This is a genomic window from Methylophilus sp. 3sh_L, from assembly GCF_046766015.1.
Classification (GTDB): Bacteria; Pseudomonadota; Gammaproteobacteria; order Burkholderiales; family Methylophilaceae; genus Methylophilus.
Map to the genome: position 1 here is coordinate 24,879 of NZ_JBKOUF010000007.1, position 16,910 is coordinate 41,788.

General features: G+C 49.9%; 20 protein-coding genes. 3 read left to right on the forward strand and 17 right to left on the reverse strand.

Annotation, left to right across the window (positions count from 1 at the left end; translation table 11 throughout):
* Position 1 precedes the first annotated feature (1 nt).
* The 4 genes from rpoD to rpsU all read right to left on the reverse strand — a co-directional run bounded on the left by rpoD (position 2) and on the right by rpsU (position 4,692).
* The gene (gene rpoD / locus ACIDF8_RS12290) at positions 2–1,951 is read right to left on the reverse strand and encodes an RNA polymerase sigma factor RpoD (RefSeq protein WP_412010907.1); all 1,950 of its coding nucleotides are present in this window, start codon (positions 1,949–1,951) and stop codon (positions 2–4) included.
* A 149-nt stretch (positions 1,952–2,100) separates the two neighbouring features.
* Positions 2,101–3,840, reverse strand: a complete 1,740-nt coding sequence (gene dnaG / locus ACIDF8_RS12295; protein ID WP_412010908.1) for a DNA primase — start codon at positions 3,838–3,840, stop codon at positions 2,101–2,103.
* Between the two features lie 78 nt (positions 3,841–3,918).
* On the reverse strand, positions 3,919–4,362 hold the full coding sequence (locus ACIDF8_RS12300) for a GatB/YqeY domain-containing protein (RefSeq protein WP_412010909.1): 444 nt from the start codon (positions 4,360–4,362) through the stop codon (positions 3,919–3,921).
* Positions 4,363–4,479: 117 nt separating this feature from the next.
* The gene (gene rpsU / locus ACIDF8_RS12305) at positions 4,480–4,692 is read right to left on the reverse strand and encodes a 30S ribosomal protein S21 (protein ID WP_018987466.1); all 213 of its coding nucleotides are present in this window, start codon (positions 4,690–4,692) and stop codon (positions 4,480–4,482) included.
* 139 nt (positions 4,693–4,831) lie between these two features.
* Here rpsU and tsaD point away from each other — a divergent pair, with 139 nt between their 5' ends.
* Positions 4,832–5,854, forward strand: coding sequence for a tRNA (adenosine(37)-N6)-threonylcarbamoyltransferase complex transferase subunit TsaD (gene tsaD, locus ACIDF8_RS12310; protein ID WP_412010910.1), 1,023 nt, complete (start codon positions 4,832–4,834; stop codon positions 5,852–5,854).
* Between the two features lie 12 nt (positions 5,855–5,866).
* Here the strand turns inward: tsaD and plsY are convergent, their stop codons facing one another.
* Positions 5,867–6,478, reverse strand: coding sequence for a glycerol-3-phosphate 1-O-acyltransferase PlsY (gene plsY, locus ACIDF8_RS12315; RefSeq protein WP_412010911.1), 612 nt, complete (start codon positions 6,476–6,478; stop codon positions 5,867–5,869).
* Between the two features lie 109 nt (positions 6,479–6,587).
* On the opposite strand from plsY, the gene folB reads away from it, so the two are divergent.
* The gene (gene folB, locus ACIDF8_RS12320; protein ID WP_412010912.1) at positions 6,588–6,944 is read left to right on the forward strand and encodes a dihydroneopterin aldolase; all 357 of its coding nucleotides are present in this window, start codon (positions 6,588–6,590) and stop codon (positions 6,942–6,944) included.
* On the forward strand, positions 6,937–7,872 hold the full coding sequence (locus ACIDF8_RS12325; protein ID WP_412010913.1) for a hypothetical protein: 936 nt from the start codon (positions 6,937–6,939) through the stop codon (positions 7,870–7,872). Before folB ends, ACIDF8_RS12325 begins: the two co-directional genes overlap by 8 nt.
* Positions 7,873–7,888: 16 nt before the next feature.
* Here ACIDF8_RS12325 and xerD read toward each other — a convergent pair whose 3' ends face one another.
* The 12 genes from xerD to tolA all read right to left on the reverse strand — a co-directional run bounded on the left by xerD (position 7,889) and on the right by tolA (position 16,889).
* Positions 7,889–8,806, reverse strand: coding sequence for a site-specific tyrosine recombinase XerD (xerD, locus tag ACIDF8_RS12330; protein ID WP_412010914.1), 918 nt, complete (start codon positions 8,804–8,806; stop codon positions 7,889–7,891).
* 5 nt (positions 8,807–8,811) lie between these two features.
* Entirely contained in the window at positions 8,812–9,288 is a 477-nt protein-coding gene (locus ACIDF8_RS12335) for a methylated-DNA--[protein]-cysteine S-methyltransferase (RefSeq protein WP_412010915.1), read from the reverse strand.
* A gap of 104 nt (positions 9,289–9,392) precedes the next feature.
* Entirely contained in the window at positions 9,393–9,782 is a 390-nt protein-coding gene (gene rplS / locus ACIDF8_RS12340) for a 50S ribosomal protein L19 (RefSeq protein WP_412010916.1), read from the reverse strand.
* A 169-nt stretch (positions 9,783–9,951) separates the two neighbouring features.
* Complete coding sequence (gene trmD, locus ACIDF8_RS12345) at positions 9,952–10,692, reverse strand: tRNA (guanosine(37)-N1)-methyltransferase TrmD (RefSeq protein ID WP_412011044.1); 741 nt, start codon at positions 10,690–10,692, stop codon at positions 9,952–9,954.
* Between the two features lie 18 nt (positions 10,693–10,710).
* Positions 10,711–11,262 carry a ribosome maturation factor RimM gene (gene rimM, locus ACIDF8_RS12350; RefSeq protein ID WP_412010917.1) on the reverse strand — a complete coding sequence of 184 codons (552 nt, stop codon included), beginning with the start codon at positions 11,260–11,262 and terminating at the stop codon, positions 10,711–10,713.
* Between the two features lie 22 nt (positions 11,263–11,284).
* Entirely contained in the window at positions 11,285–11,692 is a 408-nt protein-coding gene (gene rpsP, locus ACIDF8_RS12355; protein WP_412010918.1) for a 30S ribosomal protein S16, read from the reverse strand.
* An 81-nt stretch (positions 11,693–11,773) separates the two neighbouring features.
* Complete coding sequence (gene queC / locus ACIDF8_RS12360) at positions 11,774–12,472, reverse strand: 7-cyano-7-deazaguanine synthase QueC (protein WP_412010919.1); 699 nt, start codon at positions 12,470–12,472, stop codon at positions 11,774–11,776.
* Positions 12,473–12,474: 2 nt separating this feature from the next.
* A complete protein-coding gene (gene queE / locus ACIDF8_RS12365) occupies positions 12,475–13,116 on the reverse strand; it encodes a 7-carboxy-7-deazaguanine synthase QueE (protein WP_412010920.1) in 642 nt (213 codons plus the stop codon).
* 84 nt (positions 13,117–13,200) lie between these two features.
* Positions 13,201–14,064, reverse strand: coding sequence for a YbgF trimerization domain-containing protein (locus ACIDF8_RS12370; protein WP_412010921.1), 864 nt, complete (start codon positions 14,062–14,064; stop codon positions 13,201–13,203).
* Complete coding sequence (pal, locus tag ACIDF8_RS12375; RefSeq protein WP_412010922.1) at positions 14,051–14,602, reverse strand: peptidoglycan-associated lipoprotein Pal; 552 nt, start codon at positions 14,600–14,602, stop codon at positions 14,051–14,053. Before pal ends, ACIDF8_RS12370 begins: the two co-directional genes overlap by 14 nt.
* A 58-nt stretch (positions 14,603–14,660) precedes the next feature.
* Entirely contained in the window at positions 14,661–15,998 is a 1,338-nt protein-coding gene (gene tolB / locus ACIDF8_RS12380) for a Tol-Pal system beta propeller repeat protein TolB (RefSeq protein ID WP_412010923.1), read from the reverse strand.
* A 57-nt stretch (positions 15,999–16,055) separates the two neighbouring features.
* A complete protein-coding gene (gene tolA / locus ACIDF8_RS12385) occupies positions 16,056–16,889 on the reverse strand; it encodes a cell envelope integrity protein TolA (RefSeq protein WP_412010924.1) in 834 nt (277 codons plus the stop codon).
* Positions 16,890–16,910: the final 21 nt, after the last annotated feature.

The following is a 16,910-nucleotide window of genomic DNA, read 5'->3' on the forward strand; positions in this document are numbered from 1 at the left end:
ACTAATCCTGACCGTTTTCTAAGAAGCTGCGCAGGCGTTCCGAGCGGGTCGGGTGACGCAGTTTACGCAGAGCCTTAGCTTCGATCTGGCGGATACGTTCGCGGGTGACATCAAACTGTTTGCCGACTTCTTCCAGCGTGTGGTCGGTGTTCATTTCAATACCAAAGCGCATGCGCAGCACTTTGGCTTCACGTGGGGTGAGTGATTCCAGCACTTCACTGGTGGCATCACGCAGGCTGGCGTACACCGCTGCGTCCATTGGCGCCAGTGTGGTGTTGTCTTCGATAAAGTCACCCAAGTGGCTATCTTCGTCGTCACCGATTGGGGTTTCCATGGAGATCGGCTCTTTGCTGATTTTGAGGATTTTGCGGATTTTTTCTTCCGGCATATCCATTTTTTCAGCTAGGGTGGCAGGATCAGGCTCCAAACCAGTTTCTTGCAGGATCTGGCGGCTGATACGGTTCATCTTGTTGATGGTTTCGATCATGTGCACCGGGATACGGATGGTACGCGCCTGGTCAGCGATAGAACGCGTAATCGCCTGGCGAATCCACCATGTCGCATAGGTAGAAAATTTGTAACCACGGCGGTATTCAAACTTATCCACGGCTTTCATCAGGCCAATGTTACCTTCCTGGATCAGGTCAAGGAACTGCAAGCCACGGTTGGTGTATTTTTTAGCAATAGAGATCACCAGACGCAAGTTAGCCTCGATCATTTCGCGTTTGGCGCGACGGGCACGGGCTTCGCCGGTGGTCATTTGCTTATTGATTTCACGCAACTCTTTAATTGGCAGGCCAACGCGGGTTTGCAGGTTTTGCAAACGCTCTTGCTGGTCGAGAATAGAGTGTCTAAAACGCTCTAAACGCTCACCGTAGGCAGGTTTACCTGCCAGCTCGTCATCCAGCCAGTTGAGGTTGATCTCGTTGCCAACAAAGCTCTTGATGAATTGCTGGCGTGGCATATTGGCTTTTTCTACGCAGAAATCCATGATTTTGCGCTCGTGCGTACGCACTTCTTCGACCATGTTGCGCACTTGGTCGCACAATGCTTCAACCTGTTTGGCTGAGAAGCGGAAAGCGGTCAGCTCATCGAGCACTTGCTGATGCAAGGTTTTATACTCAGCATCGTTCGTGCCTTTGGCTTCGCGGATAGTGTTCATTTGCGTATTGGCGGCGCGAATCACGGCAAAGCGTGACAACACTTCTTCCTTCAGTTTCGCCAGCGCTTCAGCAGAAAGCGCAGAGGCTTTGGCATCGCTGTCTTCGTCCTCGTCTTCGTCTTCCTCGTCGGCGGCTTCCTCTTCCTCAGCATCGGCCACAGCCAAGGCGTCATCCAGGCCCAAATCGCTGTCGATCAAACCATCGACCAGCTCGTCCACGCTCATTTCGTCTTTTTCAACCTTGTCTACCATCTCCAGCAATTGGGCGATGGTGGTTGGACAGGCAGCAATGGCTTGAACCATATGCTTGAGGCCATCCTCGATACGCTTGGCAATCTCAATTTCGCCTTCGCGGGTCAGCAGGTCTACCGTCCCCATTTCACGCATATACATACGCACTGGGTCAGTGGTACGGCCAAACTCTGAATCCACGGTAGCCAAGGCTTGCTCAGCTTCTTCGGCGGCATCTTCGTCAGTCACGGCTGGCGGCGCATCAGACATCAGCAACACTTCGGCATCTGGCGCTTCTTCATACACCTGAATACCCATGTCGTTGATCATGCCGATAATGCTCTCGATCTGCTCGGAGTCTTGTACATCGTCTGGCAGGTGGTCGTTGATTTCGGCGTAGGTAAGGTAACCGCGCTCTTTACCTAAAACAATCAGGGTTTTGAGGCGGGTGCGGCGTGCCTCGGCATCCATTGCCTGGGTGGCGGGGTCTTTGTGTGTTTCGACTTCGTTGATTCCGAGTTCTTTGTCTAAACTTTTATCTGCTTTGGGTCTGGCCATGGCCGATTCCACCTCTAAAATGATTGATGCCGAGTGCTGGCAAATGCTACAGGCACATCACTCGATTTAACATTACGGGAAACCCTCTATTTTACCAGATTTTTGCATGTTTTTTAAGCATGCCCTCATGGTTTTTAGGGAATTACCGACTAGCGCTTGCTGGTTAATTGCCGCAAGGCTTCACGCTCTTCTTCAGACAACATTGAAAAGGGTTTTTCAGTCAACTGCCCTAGCAGCGACTTTTCACGCGCAATCAGCGCCATCTCTGATAATTGGGTACACGCCCCCTCAAATTCAAGCGTAAAGTCCAGGCTCTCATCCAACAAAGACAACTCACGCTGCAATTGGTGTCTTAATGCCTCAGAAATATATGGTGCAATCATTTGCAGCAACACGACTGGTCTGGAGGCCGGCTTAGCAATCGCGGCCCTCATCACCACCCGCAACATCTGCGCCTCATCGCTATCACCAACCACTTGCTCAAGCAATGCGGCTTGCGCCAACTGCGGGCGCATCAGCAACATCAAGGCCAAACGCACATGTAATGACAAAGGCGTGCGCGCCCGTTGACGGACTGATTTTTCTTGCGTTTTAGCCGGATTGGGTAATTTAAGCATGCGCTGCATTTCACCTTGCGCCAACCCGGTCATCTCAGCCACTTTTTTGCGCAACAGCATGGCGTAACGCGGCGCCTGAATCTGCTTGAGTATGGGTTCAGCATCATTCAAAAATTGCACTTTGTCTTCTTGCGAGGCCAAGGGATTATGTTCACTTAAATGCTGAATGATATATTGCGACAAGGGCATGGCTTGATTCATCTCGGCCTCAAAGGCTTCTTTACCGAATTCGCGCACAAAACTGTCTGGATCATGCTCCGCAGGCAAAAACAAAAACCTTAATTTCAGGCCATCTTTAATCGCAGGCAAGGCATTCATTACCGCGCGCCAGGCCGCCGTGCGCCCGGCTTTATCCCCGTCAAAGCTAAAGACAATTTCATCCGTTTGCCGCATCAGCTTGGCAATATGAAAAGGCGTGGTTGCCGTGCCCAACGCGGCGACGGCATATTCAATCCCATACTGTGCCAGCGCCACCACATCCATATACCCTTCTACCACCAACACCCGACCCGCATCGCGGATGGCACGGCGTGCCATAAACAACCCATACAGTTCGTGCCCCTTTTGAAACACAGGCGTTTCCGGCGAGTTGTAATACTTGGGGGTATCTTCCGGATTGATCACACGGCCACCAAAACCGATCACCTCACCTTTTTGGTTGTGTATGGGGAACATAATGCGATCGCGGAAACGGTCATAGCGGCGGCCTTGCTCGTTTTGCACCACCAAGCCAGCAGTTTCCAGCGGCTCGGCATCATATTGCGGAAAAACGGTTTGCAGATTTTGCCAGCCAGCAGGCGCGTAACCAATCTGGAACTTTGCCGCGACCTGACCGCTTAAACCTCGCGCTTTCAGGTAATCAATCGCTCGCTGCGATTGCTTTAACTCAGCTTTATAATAGTTGGCCGCCTGTTGCAAGGTTTCCTGCAAACTCAGCAAAACCGCTTTAGAGGCTGGCGCAGGCTGGTTAGGGTCGCGCTGCTCTTGCGGCACGATCATTCCGACTTGCTTGGCGAGGTCATGCACCGCCTCGACAAAACTCAAGCCGTTGTATTCCATTAAAAAACTCAAGGCGGACCCATGCGCACCACACCCAAAGCAATGGTAAAACTGCTTGGTCGGGCTCACAGTAAAACTGGGGGATTTTTCGTTATGAAACGGACAACAGGCGGAGTAATTGGCCCCGGCTTTTTTCAGTGGTACTGCCTTGTCGATCACATCAACAATATCTACGCGATTCAGCAGTTCTTGAATAAAACTTTCGGGGATCATAAATGCAAGTATCGCTGATGCGGGTTAAAAAAACAAAGGGCGCAAATGCGCCCCTTACTCAATGCCAGCAAGCGCTTCTTATCCCAAGGCAAGCTTGATCAAACCAGACACCTTTGCCATATCGGCCTTACCAGCCACCAATGGTTTCACAGCCCCCACGACTTTACCCATATCTTTGGCACCAGCTGCGCCTGTGTCAGCAATCACTTTAGCGATCACCGCATTGATTTCTTCTTCGCTTAACTGCGCAGGCAAATAAGCTTGCAACACCGTAACTTCAAACTTCTCCTGATCAGCCAAGTCATGGCGATTGGCGCCTTCAAACGCAGCAATCGAGTCACGGCGCTGCTTAAGCATTTTCTCAATCGCGGCAATCACAGCATCATCGTCCAACTCAATCCGCTCATCCACTTCCCGCTGCTTGATAGCAGCTTGCAACAAACGAATCACGCCCAGCTTGGGCATGTCTTTCGCCCGCATCGCGGTTTTCATGTCTTCGGAGATTTGTGCTTTCAGGCTCATAGAAGTATCTTTATTTGAATAAATGGGCTGTATAAATAGCTAAAGGTTGCGGAAACCCACAACCTTCGCATCATCGGTTAACCTGGAGTAGGCTAACCGTTCACATCCACTAAAAAATTAGTAGAGTTTTGTTGGCAACTGTTGGTTGCGCAGACGGCGGTACTGACGTTTAACCGCAGCAGCCGCTTTACGCTTACGCTCCCAAGTTGGCTTCTCGTAGAACTCGCGAGCACGCAAGTCGTTCAACAAACCAGTTTTCTCAATCAAACGCTTGAAACGGCGCATTGCAACGTCAAACGGTTCGTTCTCTTTCACACGAATAGCGGTCATGTAAATCCCTATCCTTACAAATATTGGTTAGACAATGGTGCTTGCGGATTGATGCAGCACTGAAAACCGCGTATTCTATCGCGCTTATTTGGATTTATCAATCCTTTCTGCAAAAAAACGTATGTGAGACTTATCTTAGATGTTGGTATTGGGCATTGAATCCTCTTGTGACGAAACCGGCGTAGCGTTATACGACACCCGCCGCGGCTTGCTGGCACACGCCTTGCACTCGCAAATCGATATGCATGCCGCTTATGGCGGCGTGGTGCCAGAGCTGGCTTCACGTGACCATATCCGCCGTGCGCTCCCCTTGACGCAGCAAGTGCTGACACAAGCCGACAAAACTCTGCAAGACATCGAAGGCATTGCCTACACCCAAGGCCCCGGGCTGGCTGGCGCCTTATTGGTAGGCACCAGCATCGCTCAATCGCTGGCCATGGCGCTGAATGTGCCTTCTATTGGTGTGCATCACCTTGAAGGTCATTTGCTGGCGCCCATGCTGGAAGAAAATCCGCCGGCGTTCCCATTTGTTGCCCTGTTGGTTTCTGGTGGACATAGCCAACTGATGCGGGTAGATGGCATTGGCCAATACGAGTTACTAGGCGATACGCTGGACGATGCCGCTGGCGAAGCTTTTGATAAGACCGCAAAACTTTTGGGCCTTGGCTATCCCGGCGGACCCGCAGTCTCAAAACTGGCCGATCAAGGTAAGCCCCAGTTTCAGCTACCTCGCCCCATGCTGAACAGCAAAGATTTAAACTTCAGCTTTAGCGGACTCAAAACCGCAGTGCTCACCTTGGTAAACAACCAGCCAGAACTAGATGATGAAACGGTTAAAGATATTGCTTGGGAATTTCAAGAGTCCGTCACTGAGATTCTGGTCAACAAATGCTTAAAGGCACTCAAGCAGACCAAACTCAAACGCTTGGTAGTCTCTGGCGGCGTGGGCGCAAACAAGCGGCTGCGAACCAGATTGAATGAAGCGGCTACCAAACGTGGTTTCAGTGTGAGTTATCCACGCCTGGAATTCTGCACCGATAACGGTGCCATGATTGCTTTTGCCGGCGCCATGCGCCTGCATGCTATGCAAACAGGCAAACAGGATTACAGCTTTAGCATCCGGCCGCGCTGGGATTTGGCAGAACTCAAAGCCCCAGCTTAAATCTTAGCCGGATTATTTTTTGCCAAACCGGCTTTCAGTGCCGGCCAATAATTTTTCAATATTGGACTGATGGCGAATAATCAAAAACGCCGACATCACCACGACCACCGCCACATATACCGGGTAAGGTGACAAGAACTGCCAAGCAATAATGGGGGCCAATACGGCAGCCACCAAAGCAGACAAAGAAGAAATGCGGCTGATTAAAAATACCACCAACCAAACCGCTACCACGCTTAACGCCAACCAGCCAGAAAAGGCAATCATCACGCCTAATGCCGTCGCTACCCCTTTACCGCCTTTAAACTTATGGTAAATCGGGTACAAGTGACCAATAAACACCGCCAACCCCACCAGCGCCACCACGTCCATGAGCATGCCCGCCTGCAGCGCCAGCCATGTCGGCAACCAGCCCTTAAAGGCATCGCCCAACAAGGTCAAAATTGCAGCGGATTTTTTACCACTACGCGCCACATTGGTCGCACCGATATTGCCACTCCCCACGGTGCGTGGATCTGGCAGGCGATACAACTTGCTGATAATAATGCCAAAAGCAATCGAACCTATCAGGTAAGCTGCCACGATCCATACTAGCGCTTCAATATCAAAACCAATTTCATTCATTCACTTAATTCCACTGAAATGCAGCCACTTAGCCAGCCTCTGCACGATGTTGTATGATGCCGAATCATACTGGATTCCGGCCTGCGCGGAAATAAAAGGACACAGATTCATGGACACAATTTTTCTCGAACAAGTCAAAGTGCAAACCAAACTGGGCGTGCCAGAATGGGAGCGTACCGTGCCGCAAACTGTGATTCTGGATATTGAAATTGGCTATGACTTTAGCAAAGCATGCCTGAGTGATGCGATTGAGGATACGATAGATTACGGCCAAGTGGCAGCGCGGATTCGGGAAACATTAGCCGAGCATAGTTTCAAACTGGTTGAGGCATTGGGTGAACATGTGTGTCAGCTGATTTTGCAGGAGTTTAAAGCTCAAAGTGTGAAGTTGAAGGTGAGCAAGCCGGGGATATTGCCGGGGTTGAAAGCCTTAGGAGTATTTATCGAAAGAGGAAACGATGCCTAACAACCAATGTCCGATTTGCAAATCAACCAATCTTAAAGAAACAGTCATTGGTGATGGTGCAGTAATAAATTGTCCCAGATGTGGGCAATTCACGATATCAGAAACGGCTGCAGAAATATGGCGTAATAAATACCCATCTCTCCGCAAAATCGCTAATGCTAGCGGATGGATCAAAGAGCACCAAGATTGTGAAATTAACTCCGATCAAATTGAATCTCTTTTAAAAATTCCCACTCCTTCTGTTGCAGAGAGAGCCAAAAGGTTATTAATACTATTAAGTAGCTTGCTCCCAGATATTTCCTCTCGAATTTCGTTTGACCTTGGCGGAGAAACTAACCAATGGTTAGCTACAACCTACTCAGATAATAGTCTTGAGCTTCTCTATTTATTCAGAGACTTCTTAAAAGAAGAGTCTGGCTTTATCAATTTTACTGAAAGCATTACTAATGAATTACTTCAACTCAGAATCACACCCAAAGGCTATAGCTTTTTGGACTCATTAAAGCAGAGAAATGACTCAAGCAATATAGGCTTTTGTGCAATGTGGTTTGACCATTCAGTTTTCGAGGTGTGGCAAGAAGCAATAGAACCAGCCATAAGATCGGCAGGTTATCTACCAAAAAGAATAGACTCACACGCCCATAACAATAGAATTGATGACGAGATTATAGCAATGATCCGACAAAGCAAATTCGTCGTTGCTGACTTTACAGGCCAAAGAGGAGGCGTGTATTTTGAGGCAGGCTTTGCGCTAGGTTTAGGATTACCGGTGATTTGGACCTGCAAAAAATCTGACCTGAGTTCAGTTCACTTTGACAACAGACAATATAACTTTGTACTTTGGGACGAAACCAAGTTAGACGAGTTCAAGTCTGCATTGCAAAACAGAATTGAAGCAACGATTGGCAAAGGTTCGCTTAGATTATAAACCAGATGCACCCCCATCATCCCCTTGGATGATGCACCTTATGCAACTGCTGCAACCGCTCCCTCGCCACATGCGTATAAATCTGCGTCGTAGAAATATCCGCATGTCCTAACAGCATCTGCACCACCCGTAAATCCGCGCCATGATTGAGCAAATGCGTGGCAAACGCATGGCGCAACACATGCGGGCTGATATGTTGCGAAATCCCCGCCTGCAAAGCATAGCGCTGGATAATGTGCCAGAACGCATGCCGTGTCATGGCATCGCCACGCGTGGTGACAAATACCGAGTCACTCAAACCACCTTTTAAAATCTCTGCGCGGGCGCCTGCCAAGTAACGGTCTATCCACTCCGCAGCCTCCTGCCCCATAGGCACCAGCCTGGTTTTACTGCCCTTGCCCGTCACCTGCACCACACCATCCTGTGTGCTGATTTCAGCAATACTCACATTCACCAACTCCGATACGCGCAGCCCACTGGCATAGAGCAACTCCAGCATCGCCCGGTCACGCATTCCGAGCGGCGTATTCACATTCGGCGCTTGCAATAATGCCTCCACTTGCGACTCACTTAGCGTTTTTGGCAGCGATTTTGGCATTTTCGGTGCTTCAATATGCAGGGTGGGATCTTGCTTGATCAGATTAGCAGCCAGCGTGTAACGGTAAAAACGGCGCAAAGTGGCAATCAAGCGGTTAATACTGCGCACTTTAACTAGGGGAAAGCGGTGGGCAAGATACTCCTGCAGGTGGTGTGACTGTACCTCCCATAAACTCAAAGACTGCTGGTGACACCACTGGGCAAATCCTTTGAGGTCATTGCGATAGCTAGACAATGTATTCGGTGACAGCCCATCTTCCAGCCAGAGCTGGTCGATGAAGGTATCGATTTCCGGGAAATGGCCCGCCTCTGTGGAGATATTCTTTTTTTGCCGCATCTGCTTTATTTTTTGCGTTGCTCATGCGCCAGTAACCAGCGCTTAATTTCCAACCCACCGTCGATGCCTTGCATAAAACCGCCTAAGCCATTGCTGGCGACCACCCGGTGGCAAGGATTAAACAAGGGCAAGGGATTGGCGCCACAGGCATTGGCGACGGCACGTGGCCCAGATCCCACTGCCGCGGCTAACTGAGTGTAAGTCCAGGTTTCACCGACAGGGATGGTACGCATGGCTTGCCAGACACGTTGTTGAAATGGCGTGCCACGACTGGATTGTATGGGTTGCCAAGCAATATACGGATCTTCAAGATACGCCGCGACTTGGTCAGCAACAATTTGTGCACGCGGATTTGGTCTGGCTTTCACTGGTAAAGCATGCAGCAGGAATTGAAGTGTTTCGCCCGTCTCATCACTGCGCACCCCTACAAAACCAAATGGCGCCAAAATTAAAGCATCAAGTGCATCATCAAGACTTTTCATACGGCTATTTAACTGTAATCCTGCCTAAGCTGCAACTCTCTACAGCCTGTCCATGGCAATAAAAAAGCCCTTCATTTGAAGGGCTTTTTTGTGCAACGCTTGAATTAAGAGTTGTCTGCTGCGATTTCTTTTTCGCGGGCAACCAATTTCTCTTTAATACGTGCAGATTTACCTGAACGCTCACGCAAGTAGTACAACTTGGCACGACGAACGTCACCACGGCGTTTCACTTCGATGGAAGCAATTTGTGGAGAGTAAGTCTGGAATGTACGCTCAACGCCTTCACCGGAAGAGATTTTACGTACGATGAAGGATGAGTTCAGACCTTTGTTACGTTTAGCGATCACTACGCCTTCGTAAGCCTGTACACGTTTACGGTTACCTTCAACCACGTTTACACCTACGATTACAGTGTCACCTGGCGCAAAGCTAGGGATAGTTTTGTTCAAGCGAGCAATTTCTTCTTGCTCTAACATTTTGATAATGTCTGCCATGCTGGTTCCTTTTAATTGTAAAGTGACTCGTTCCTACTCCCAAGTCCACTGATTCAAACTGCGCGTATCGTCTACTGCGTTGCGCGGTGCTCAACATCCTCATGTACCGAATGTACATTCCGGTGTTTGTGCGCCGTGCGCCTTGTATCCAATGACGCTCGTTCTTGACTCAGTGGTCTTGGCTATCTTTAAGTAGCCTAGCCTCTTCTTTCGTCAACGGCCTTTCAGCCAATAAATCCGGGCGTTTAGCCCTTGTTAGCAACAGCGATTGTTGTAATCGCCATTGTCTAATCTTTTGGTGGTGCCCTGACAGTAATACCTCAGGCACCTTCAATCCTGCAAATTCCTCCGGGCGTGTGTAGTGCGGATAATCAAGCAGGCCATTCACGAACGAATCTTCCTGCGCTGAATCAGCGTCGCCTAGCGCACCTGGTAGCTGGCGTATCATCGCATCCAGCAACACCATGGCAGGCAACTCACCACCACTTAACACATAATCGCCGATGGAGATTTCTTCATCCACCAGGGTATCCAGCACTCGCTGGTCTACTCCTTCATAGCGACTGGCTAACAACACCACTCCTTTTAATTCTTTGAGCTGCAACACTTTTTCGTGTGTCAGCGGTTTGCCTCGGGGTGACAAATGGATCACTCTGGGCGTGATGTTTTGCGACTGTAACCGCGCTTTTGCATCCCCAATGGCATTTGCCAGTGGTTCCGCCAGCATCACCATGCCAGGGCCACCGCCATAAGGTCTGTCATCAACCGTATGGTGTACATCCTGCGTATACTGGCGCGGATTGGTCAGAGTTATCTGGTACAAACCACGCTGTCTGGCGCGGCTGGTAATGCCATATTCCGTCAGTGCTGCAAACATCTCAGGAAACAAACTGATCACTTCAATCTGCATCATGAGATCAGCTTTCTTTTAAAAATCGGCATCCCAGTCCACCAGCACGGTGCCAGCCTGAATATCCACCTCTGGCACAGCTTCGCTGGTAAATGGAATCAAACGCTCGCGGTACTCTTCGCGTAATTTGCCATCCTTGCCTTTAACTTGCGTCGGCTGTAACTCACGCACGACCAGCACGTCGTTGGCACCCGTTTCAAATACTTGTGTAACCTTGCCGAAATCCACACCTTCAGTATTGCTGACATGCAAGCCGACCAGATCAGACCAGTAATACTCGCCTTCTTCTGTCTCAGGCAATGCCTCACGGGGCACAGCAATCTGCTGACCTTTGAGCGCAAAAGCCGCATTGCGGTCACTCACGCCCGACAGCTTGACCAACAACACATCGTTATGGATTTTGGCTTGCTCTACGGAGGTTTCACGCCAGTGAGGTGCTTTACCTATCCACCATGCCTCGTAGTCGAGCAGGCCATCCAGATACTCCGTGTCAGGCACAACTTTCACCCAGCCATAAACGCCATATGGGGCGACAATGCGCCCCATCACAACCATGTTCTCAAACGCCATCTGAATTCAGGCGTTGAAACAATTACTCAGCAGCTGGCGCTTCAGCGGCGGCAGCTTCTGCAGCAGCAGCGTCGGCTTCTGCTTTAACCTTGGCAGCAGCTTCTGCAGCGGCAGCAGCAATAGCTTTCTCTTTGGCAGCTTCAGCTTTAGCAACTTCTTTTGCTTTAGCAGCAGCCATACCTTCAACGCCTTTGGCGTGGAATTTAACCAGACGTGCTACGGTGTCAGACAGTTGCGCACCGTTCTCAACCCAGTATTGGGTACGTGCTTCATCGATACGCAGGCCTTCAGCGCCAGCGCGTGCAGATGGATTGTAGAAACCAACGCGCTCGATAAAACGACCGTCACGACGGTTGCGGGAATCTGCCACAACAACGCTGTAAAACGGGTTCTTTTTGGAGCCACCACGTGATAAACGAATAACGACCATAATCTTGTTCTCTTAAAAATGAATTTCTTTGCAGAAAGGCGCGGATTATACTTGATTTTATAAAACCGTGGCAAGTCTTTTTCACGCACCATGCTGTGTGTGTTTATAGGGTGTCGGATCAGGTACGCCAGCCTGTGCAAACCCCGCTTTGCGAAAGCGGCAGGAATCACAGACGCCACAAGCAGCCCCATGATCATCAGCCTGATAACAGGACACGGTTAAACCGTAATCCACACCCAATGCATGGCCAGTGCGGATAATTTCAGCCTTGGTCATGTCGATCAAGGGCGCATATACGGTAATGGTTTGCCCCTCTACCGCGGCCTTGGTGGCAAGATTGGCCATTTGCTGGAAAGCTTTGACATACTCACCACGGCAATCTGGATAGCCAGAATAATCCAGCGCATTGACACCGATAAAAATATCCCGCGATTGCAACACCTCTGCCCAGGCCAACGACAGGGAAAGCATAATAGTGTTACGGGCTGGCACATAAGTGACAGGAATACCCTGTGTCTCATGCTCCGGCACGGCGATACTATTATCAGTGAGGGCTGAGCCGCCAAACAGTGACAAATCAAGCTGGACCGTTTTATGTTCAGTCGCCCCCAGCGCGTGAGCCACGCGTTGCGCCGCCAGCAATTCGACATTGTGACGTTGATGATAGTCCAGACTCAGGCAATAACAATCATACCCTTGTGATTTTGCAATCGCTAATACCGTACTTGAATCCAGGCCGCCGGATAACAAAATCACGGCTTTTGGTTTTGCTGCTGCCACACTTAAACTCCTTGTTTCTCGCCCCAGAGAATTTTATGCAGCTGGAGCTGCATCCGCACCTTAAGGTGGTCTTGTAAAATCCAGCTGGCTAAAGTTTCACCACTCACCTGATGAAAACTGGGCGAAAATAATTGATCACAATGTCCTGGAAATGGCCGTGTCTGCAACATTTGTTTCGCCCAGTCATAATCTTCACGGCTGCAAATCACCCATTTCACCTCATCACCCGCTTTGAGCAAAGGTAAGTTTTCCCAGAGGTTTTTCTCTACTTCACCAGACCCAGGCGTTTTAATGTCCATCACGACTTTCACACGCTGATCGACTTCGGCGATGTCCATGGCACCACTGGTTTCCAGCGAGACGTGGTAACCGGCATCACCAAGCTTGGTCAGCAATTCGATACAGCCTTTTTGCGCCAACGGCTCGCCGCCGGTCACGCAGATATAACGCGTATCATACGTTTCGATCTGCTGCATGATCTGATCCAGCGTCATATTGCTACCGCCTTTAAACGCATATTCGGTATCACAATAACCACAACGTAACGGACAGCCGGTTAGCCGGATAAAAATGGTAGGCAGCCCGACGCGTGAGCTTTCGCCCTGCAGGGAGTAAAAAATCTCGAAAATTTTGAGTGTGGTCATGGCTAGACTAAAAATAAACGGGCAGATATTGCTATCTGCCCGTTATTATCGCCGAAATAAGCGAAATGCTATAACGAAAAACTGCTACTTGATGGTTTCAAGCACTTTCAGGCGCTTTTGAGCACTGGGCGTCACTTCCGCCGATGGGTACGCCGCAATCAGGTCCTTCAACGTCTTTTTGGCGGCCGGAATTTGCCCTAACTGAATTTGGCTATTTGCCAAATTCAACATGGCATTGGGCGCCAAAGGATGCGAAGCATAACTTTCCAGAAATTTCTGCTGCGTCGCCGCAGAGGATTTGTAGCTCTTCAGTGCAAACTGCGTATACCCCATGCCATACATGGCATCCGGCACCAACTTGCTGTTAGAGTAGGTTTTCAGGAAAGTATCATAAGCATTAAAAGCGTCTTTATACTTACCAGCCTGGTTCAGCGCCTCAGCCTCGGCAAAGGCACTGGTTTCTTGCTGGGAAATATCTGCTTTATCATCACCTGTGCTGCCAGCCGTTCCAGTGGCTGGCAAACCTTGACCACTGGTTACAGACTGCGCCAAGGTTTCCAGCTTGCGTACACGCGTATCCAGATCGGTGTAAGAAGCATTCTGCTTGGTACGCATATCTTCAAGCTGATGTGTCACCACTTCAAGGTCGCCTTTCAGCTGCGCTACATCCTGGCGGATCTGCTCCAGCTGGTTCTGCATGTCCAGCAAGCCCTTGCCGTTGATCAGCATTTCAAGACTTTGCACACGTCTGTCCAGTGATTGCTGGGTGCGTGTCAGGTCGGTGATGGCTTTTTGCTGGGCATCATAATCAGCACCCTGCTTGGTTTCGAGCTCAAGAATACGTTTTCTGGCTTCCGTATCATCGAACAAAGCCGCCTGGCTGACGATGGATACCGTCAAACCAAGCGCCATCAATAATGCAGCGTATCGCAAATTACTGACCTGCATAGACGATGTCTACACGGCGGTCTTGCTGGAAGCAAGCATCATCCGCGCAGTTTTGTTTTGCACGCTCTTCACCGTAGCTGACTGTTTCAATTTGGCTATCACTCACACCCAATACGTTCAAGGCATTTTTTACAGCCACTGAACGACGCTGACCCAAAGCCAGGTTGTATTCGTGCGTACCACGCTCATCGGTGTTACCTTGCAGTACCACTTTAGTTTGTGGATGTGCCACCAGGTATTTTGCATGGTTAGCAACCAGGCTCTTGTACTCTTCACGGATCGCATCGCTATCGTAGTCAAAGAATACCTGACGCTTGGCCAATTCAGCAGCACTCAACTCATCTTTGCTGGTGTCTACATCAACAGTTTTGATGTTGATTTTGTCTGTGCTTGCAGAACCATCGCTACCATTACCATTTTGTTTTGCCATTGGGCGAGTCACGCTGGAATCTTCCACTTTGGCCGGGTTCATCGGGGTGCTTTTACAAGCGGTCAACACTAATGCAAGTGCTGCAATTGTCCAAATACTCTTCTTCATACTTTCTCCTTAAAAATGATTGACTGAATAAAATTAACCTAGCAGAGACTGTTAGCCGCTACTTGGCTGAAGCTTGTGCAGGCCCCCAGGCGGGTTCACGGATATCACCACCGGCCTCAGACAGACGCTGTCTGACCAAGCCGTCGACGGTGACCGTTGCCAACGTCCCTTTTCCGCCAACGCGGGTGGCATACATGATGGTACGTGCGTTAGGCGCAAAGCTGGGGGATTCATCTTGCGGGCCATTACTCAGCAATTTGACATTGCCAGTTGCCAGTTCCTGAACGGCTACTTTAAAAGAACCACCGTCGTTGCGAATGTAGGTTAAATATTTTCCATCGGGTGAAAAGCGTGGGCTTACGTTATAGCCGCCCTCAAAAGTCACCCGTGAAGGCGAGCCTCCAGAAGCAGACACCTTGTAAATTTGTGGGCGGCCACCACGGTCAGAGCTGAAATAAATGAACTGGCCATCCGGCGAAAACGCTGGTTCAGTATCAATCGCACTACTCTTGGTGATTTGTTGCAGATTAGACCCATCGGCAGCAATGGTATAAATCTGCGAATTGGCCCCGTAGGTCAACACCACGGCCAATTTACTGCCATCTGGCGACCACGCAGGCGCGCTGTTATTGCCTTTAAAGTTAGCCACCACTTTACGCTCGCCCGTGTACAAGGACTGCACAAATACGATGGGTTTCTTTTTCTCAAAAGACACATAAGCCATTTTGGTTCCATCAGGCGACCAGGCCGGAGAGATAATCGGCTCGTTCGAAGACACCAACGTTTGCGCATTGTAACCATCGTAGTCTGCTATTTGCAGCGTAAAGCGCTTACCAACCTTAGTCACATAGGCGATGCGGGTAGCGAAGGCGCCAGGCTGACCGGTAAATTTTTCATAAATCTGGTCAGCGATCATATGTGCGACATGACGATACTGGCTGGAAGAAACCGTATAAGTCAGTTGCAACAAAGCCGTCTGCCGCAACACATCCATTACCTGCACCGAGATTTTCAGATTACCGTTACCAGTCGACTGCACCTCACCCAGGCTCAAGCCTTGTGCCTTGAGGGCTGTCCAGTCTGTATATTTGATCTGTGAAGCACTGGTTGGCAACGCAGGCATGCCACTGGTATTAATGATGCGGAACATGCCACTGCTGCGCAGATCGTTGCTGATGATCTCATGCAGCTTACTTTGCGCTTGTGGATTATCCGTTTCAGCCATCGGCAAAATCGCCACTGGAATCTGTATGGCACTGCCACCACTAATCTCGAGTTCCAGGGCTGCATGGGCGGGGACCACGGCCAATAATGCCAATAACCCGGCAACCATGGTGGTTGTAAAAGCGTGAATCAAACCTCGTGTGTGTGTTTTCATGGTAACAATATTATTCATCTGGTTTGCTTATATATCTGAATTATAACGAAAAGCCGCTTCATCGTCATTGCTTGCTTAGCCACGTGGCTTCAGCTTCAAACGAATCTGGTCCACCATTTTTCTGCGTGCGGCCGGATCATCTGGCAAGTCAAAGGGTTTTGCAGCCAAAATGGCACGGATGACTGCGTCATCACAAATCGCATCCCCGGAACCTCTCACCAGCTTAGGCATGCCGGAAATATCCCCAGAATTCATCATCTGAATATCCACCAGCAACTCAGGGTTAGAGACCGGACACAAGCCCGGGTTCACATTGCTGCGGATTTTACGGCTCATCAAGCCCATGTAATAACTCAGGACTGAAGGATCAACCGCGGCAGCCGCCGCTGCCTGCTGAGCGTCCAACTCTTGTTGGCGCATCGCATCCTGAATTTTTTTGAGCTTGTCCTCTTCCTCTTGTTTACGCAAAGCTTCCTGTATTTTTTTCAGCTTTTCTTCCTGCTTTTTCTGCTCAAGTTCTTTCTTTTTCTCTTCTTCTAGCTGGCGTTTCTTCTCATCTTCTTGCTTTTTGAGTGCAATTTCCGCTTCTTGTTCCGCCTGCTTAACCTGAGGCGCTGGCTCAGGTTTGGGTTCGGGCTTAGGCGCTGGCTCTGGCGGCTTTGGTGGTGGCGTCGGTTCTGGCTCAGGCTCAGGAGGTGGCGGCTCTACTGGCTTGGCCACCGGTTTGGCAGGTTGTTTACTGGGCAGACTATCCCACAAAGTCGCCTCCATCACACTGGGATTCACATGCACAGCCTTCCAGTCAATCATGAAGACCATCCCCATGAACAGCAGCACGTGCATGAGCACAGAGAGAACTGCCGCACGCTTGCGAATGGCTTGATCTTGTGGGGAGTAAGTCACTTTCATGGGGATTCAGCAACCTGCCCG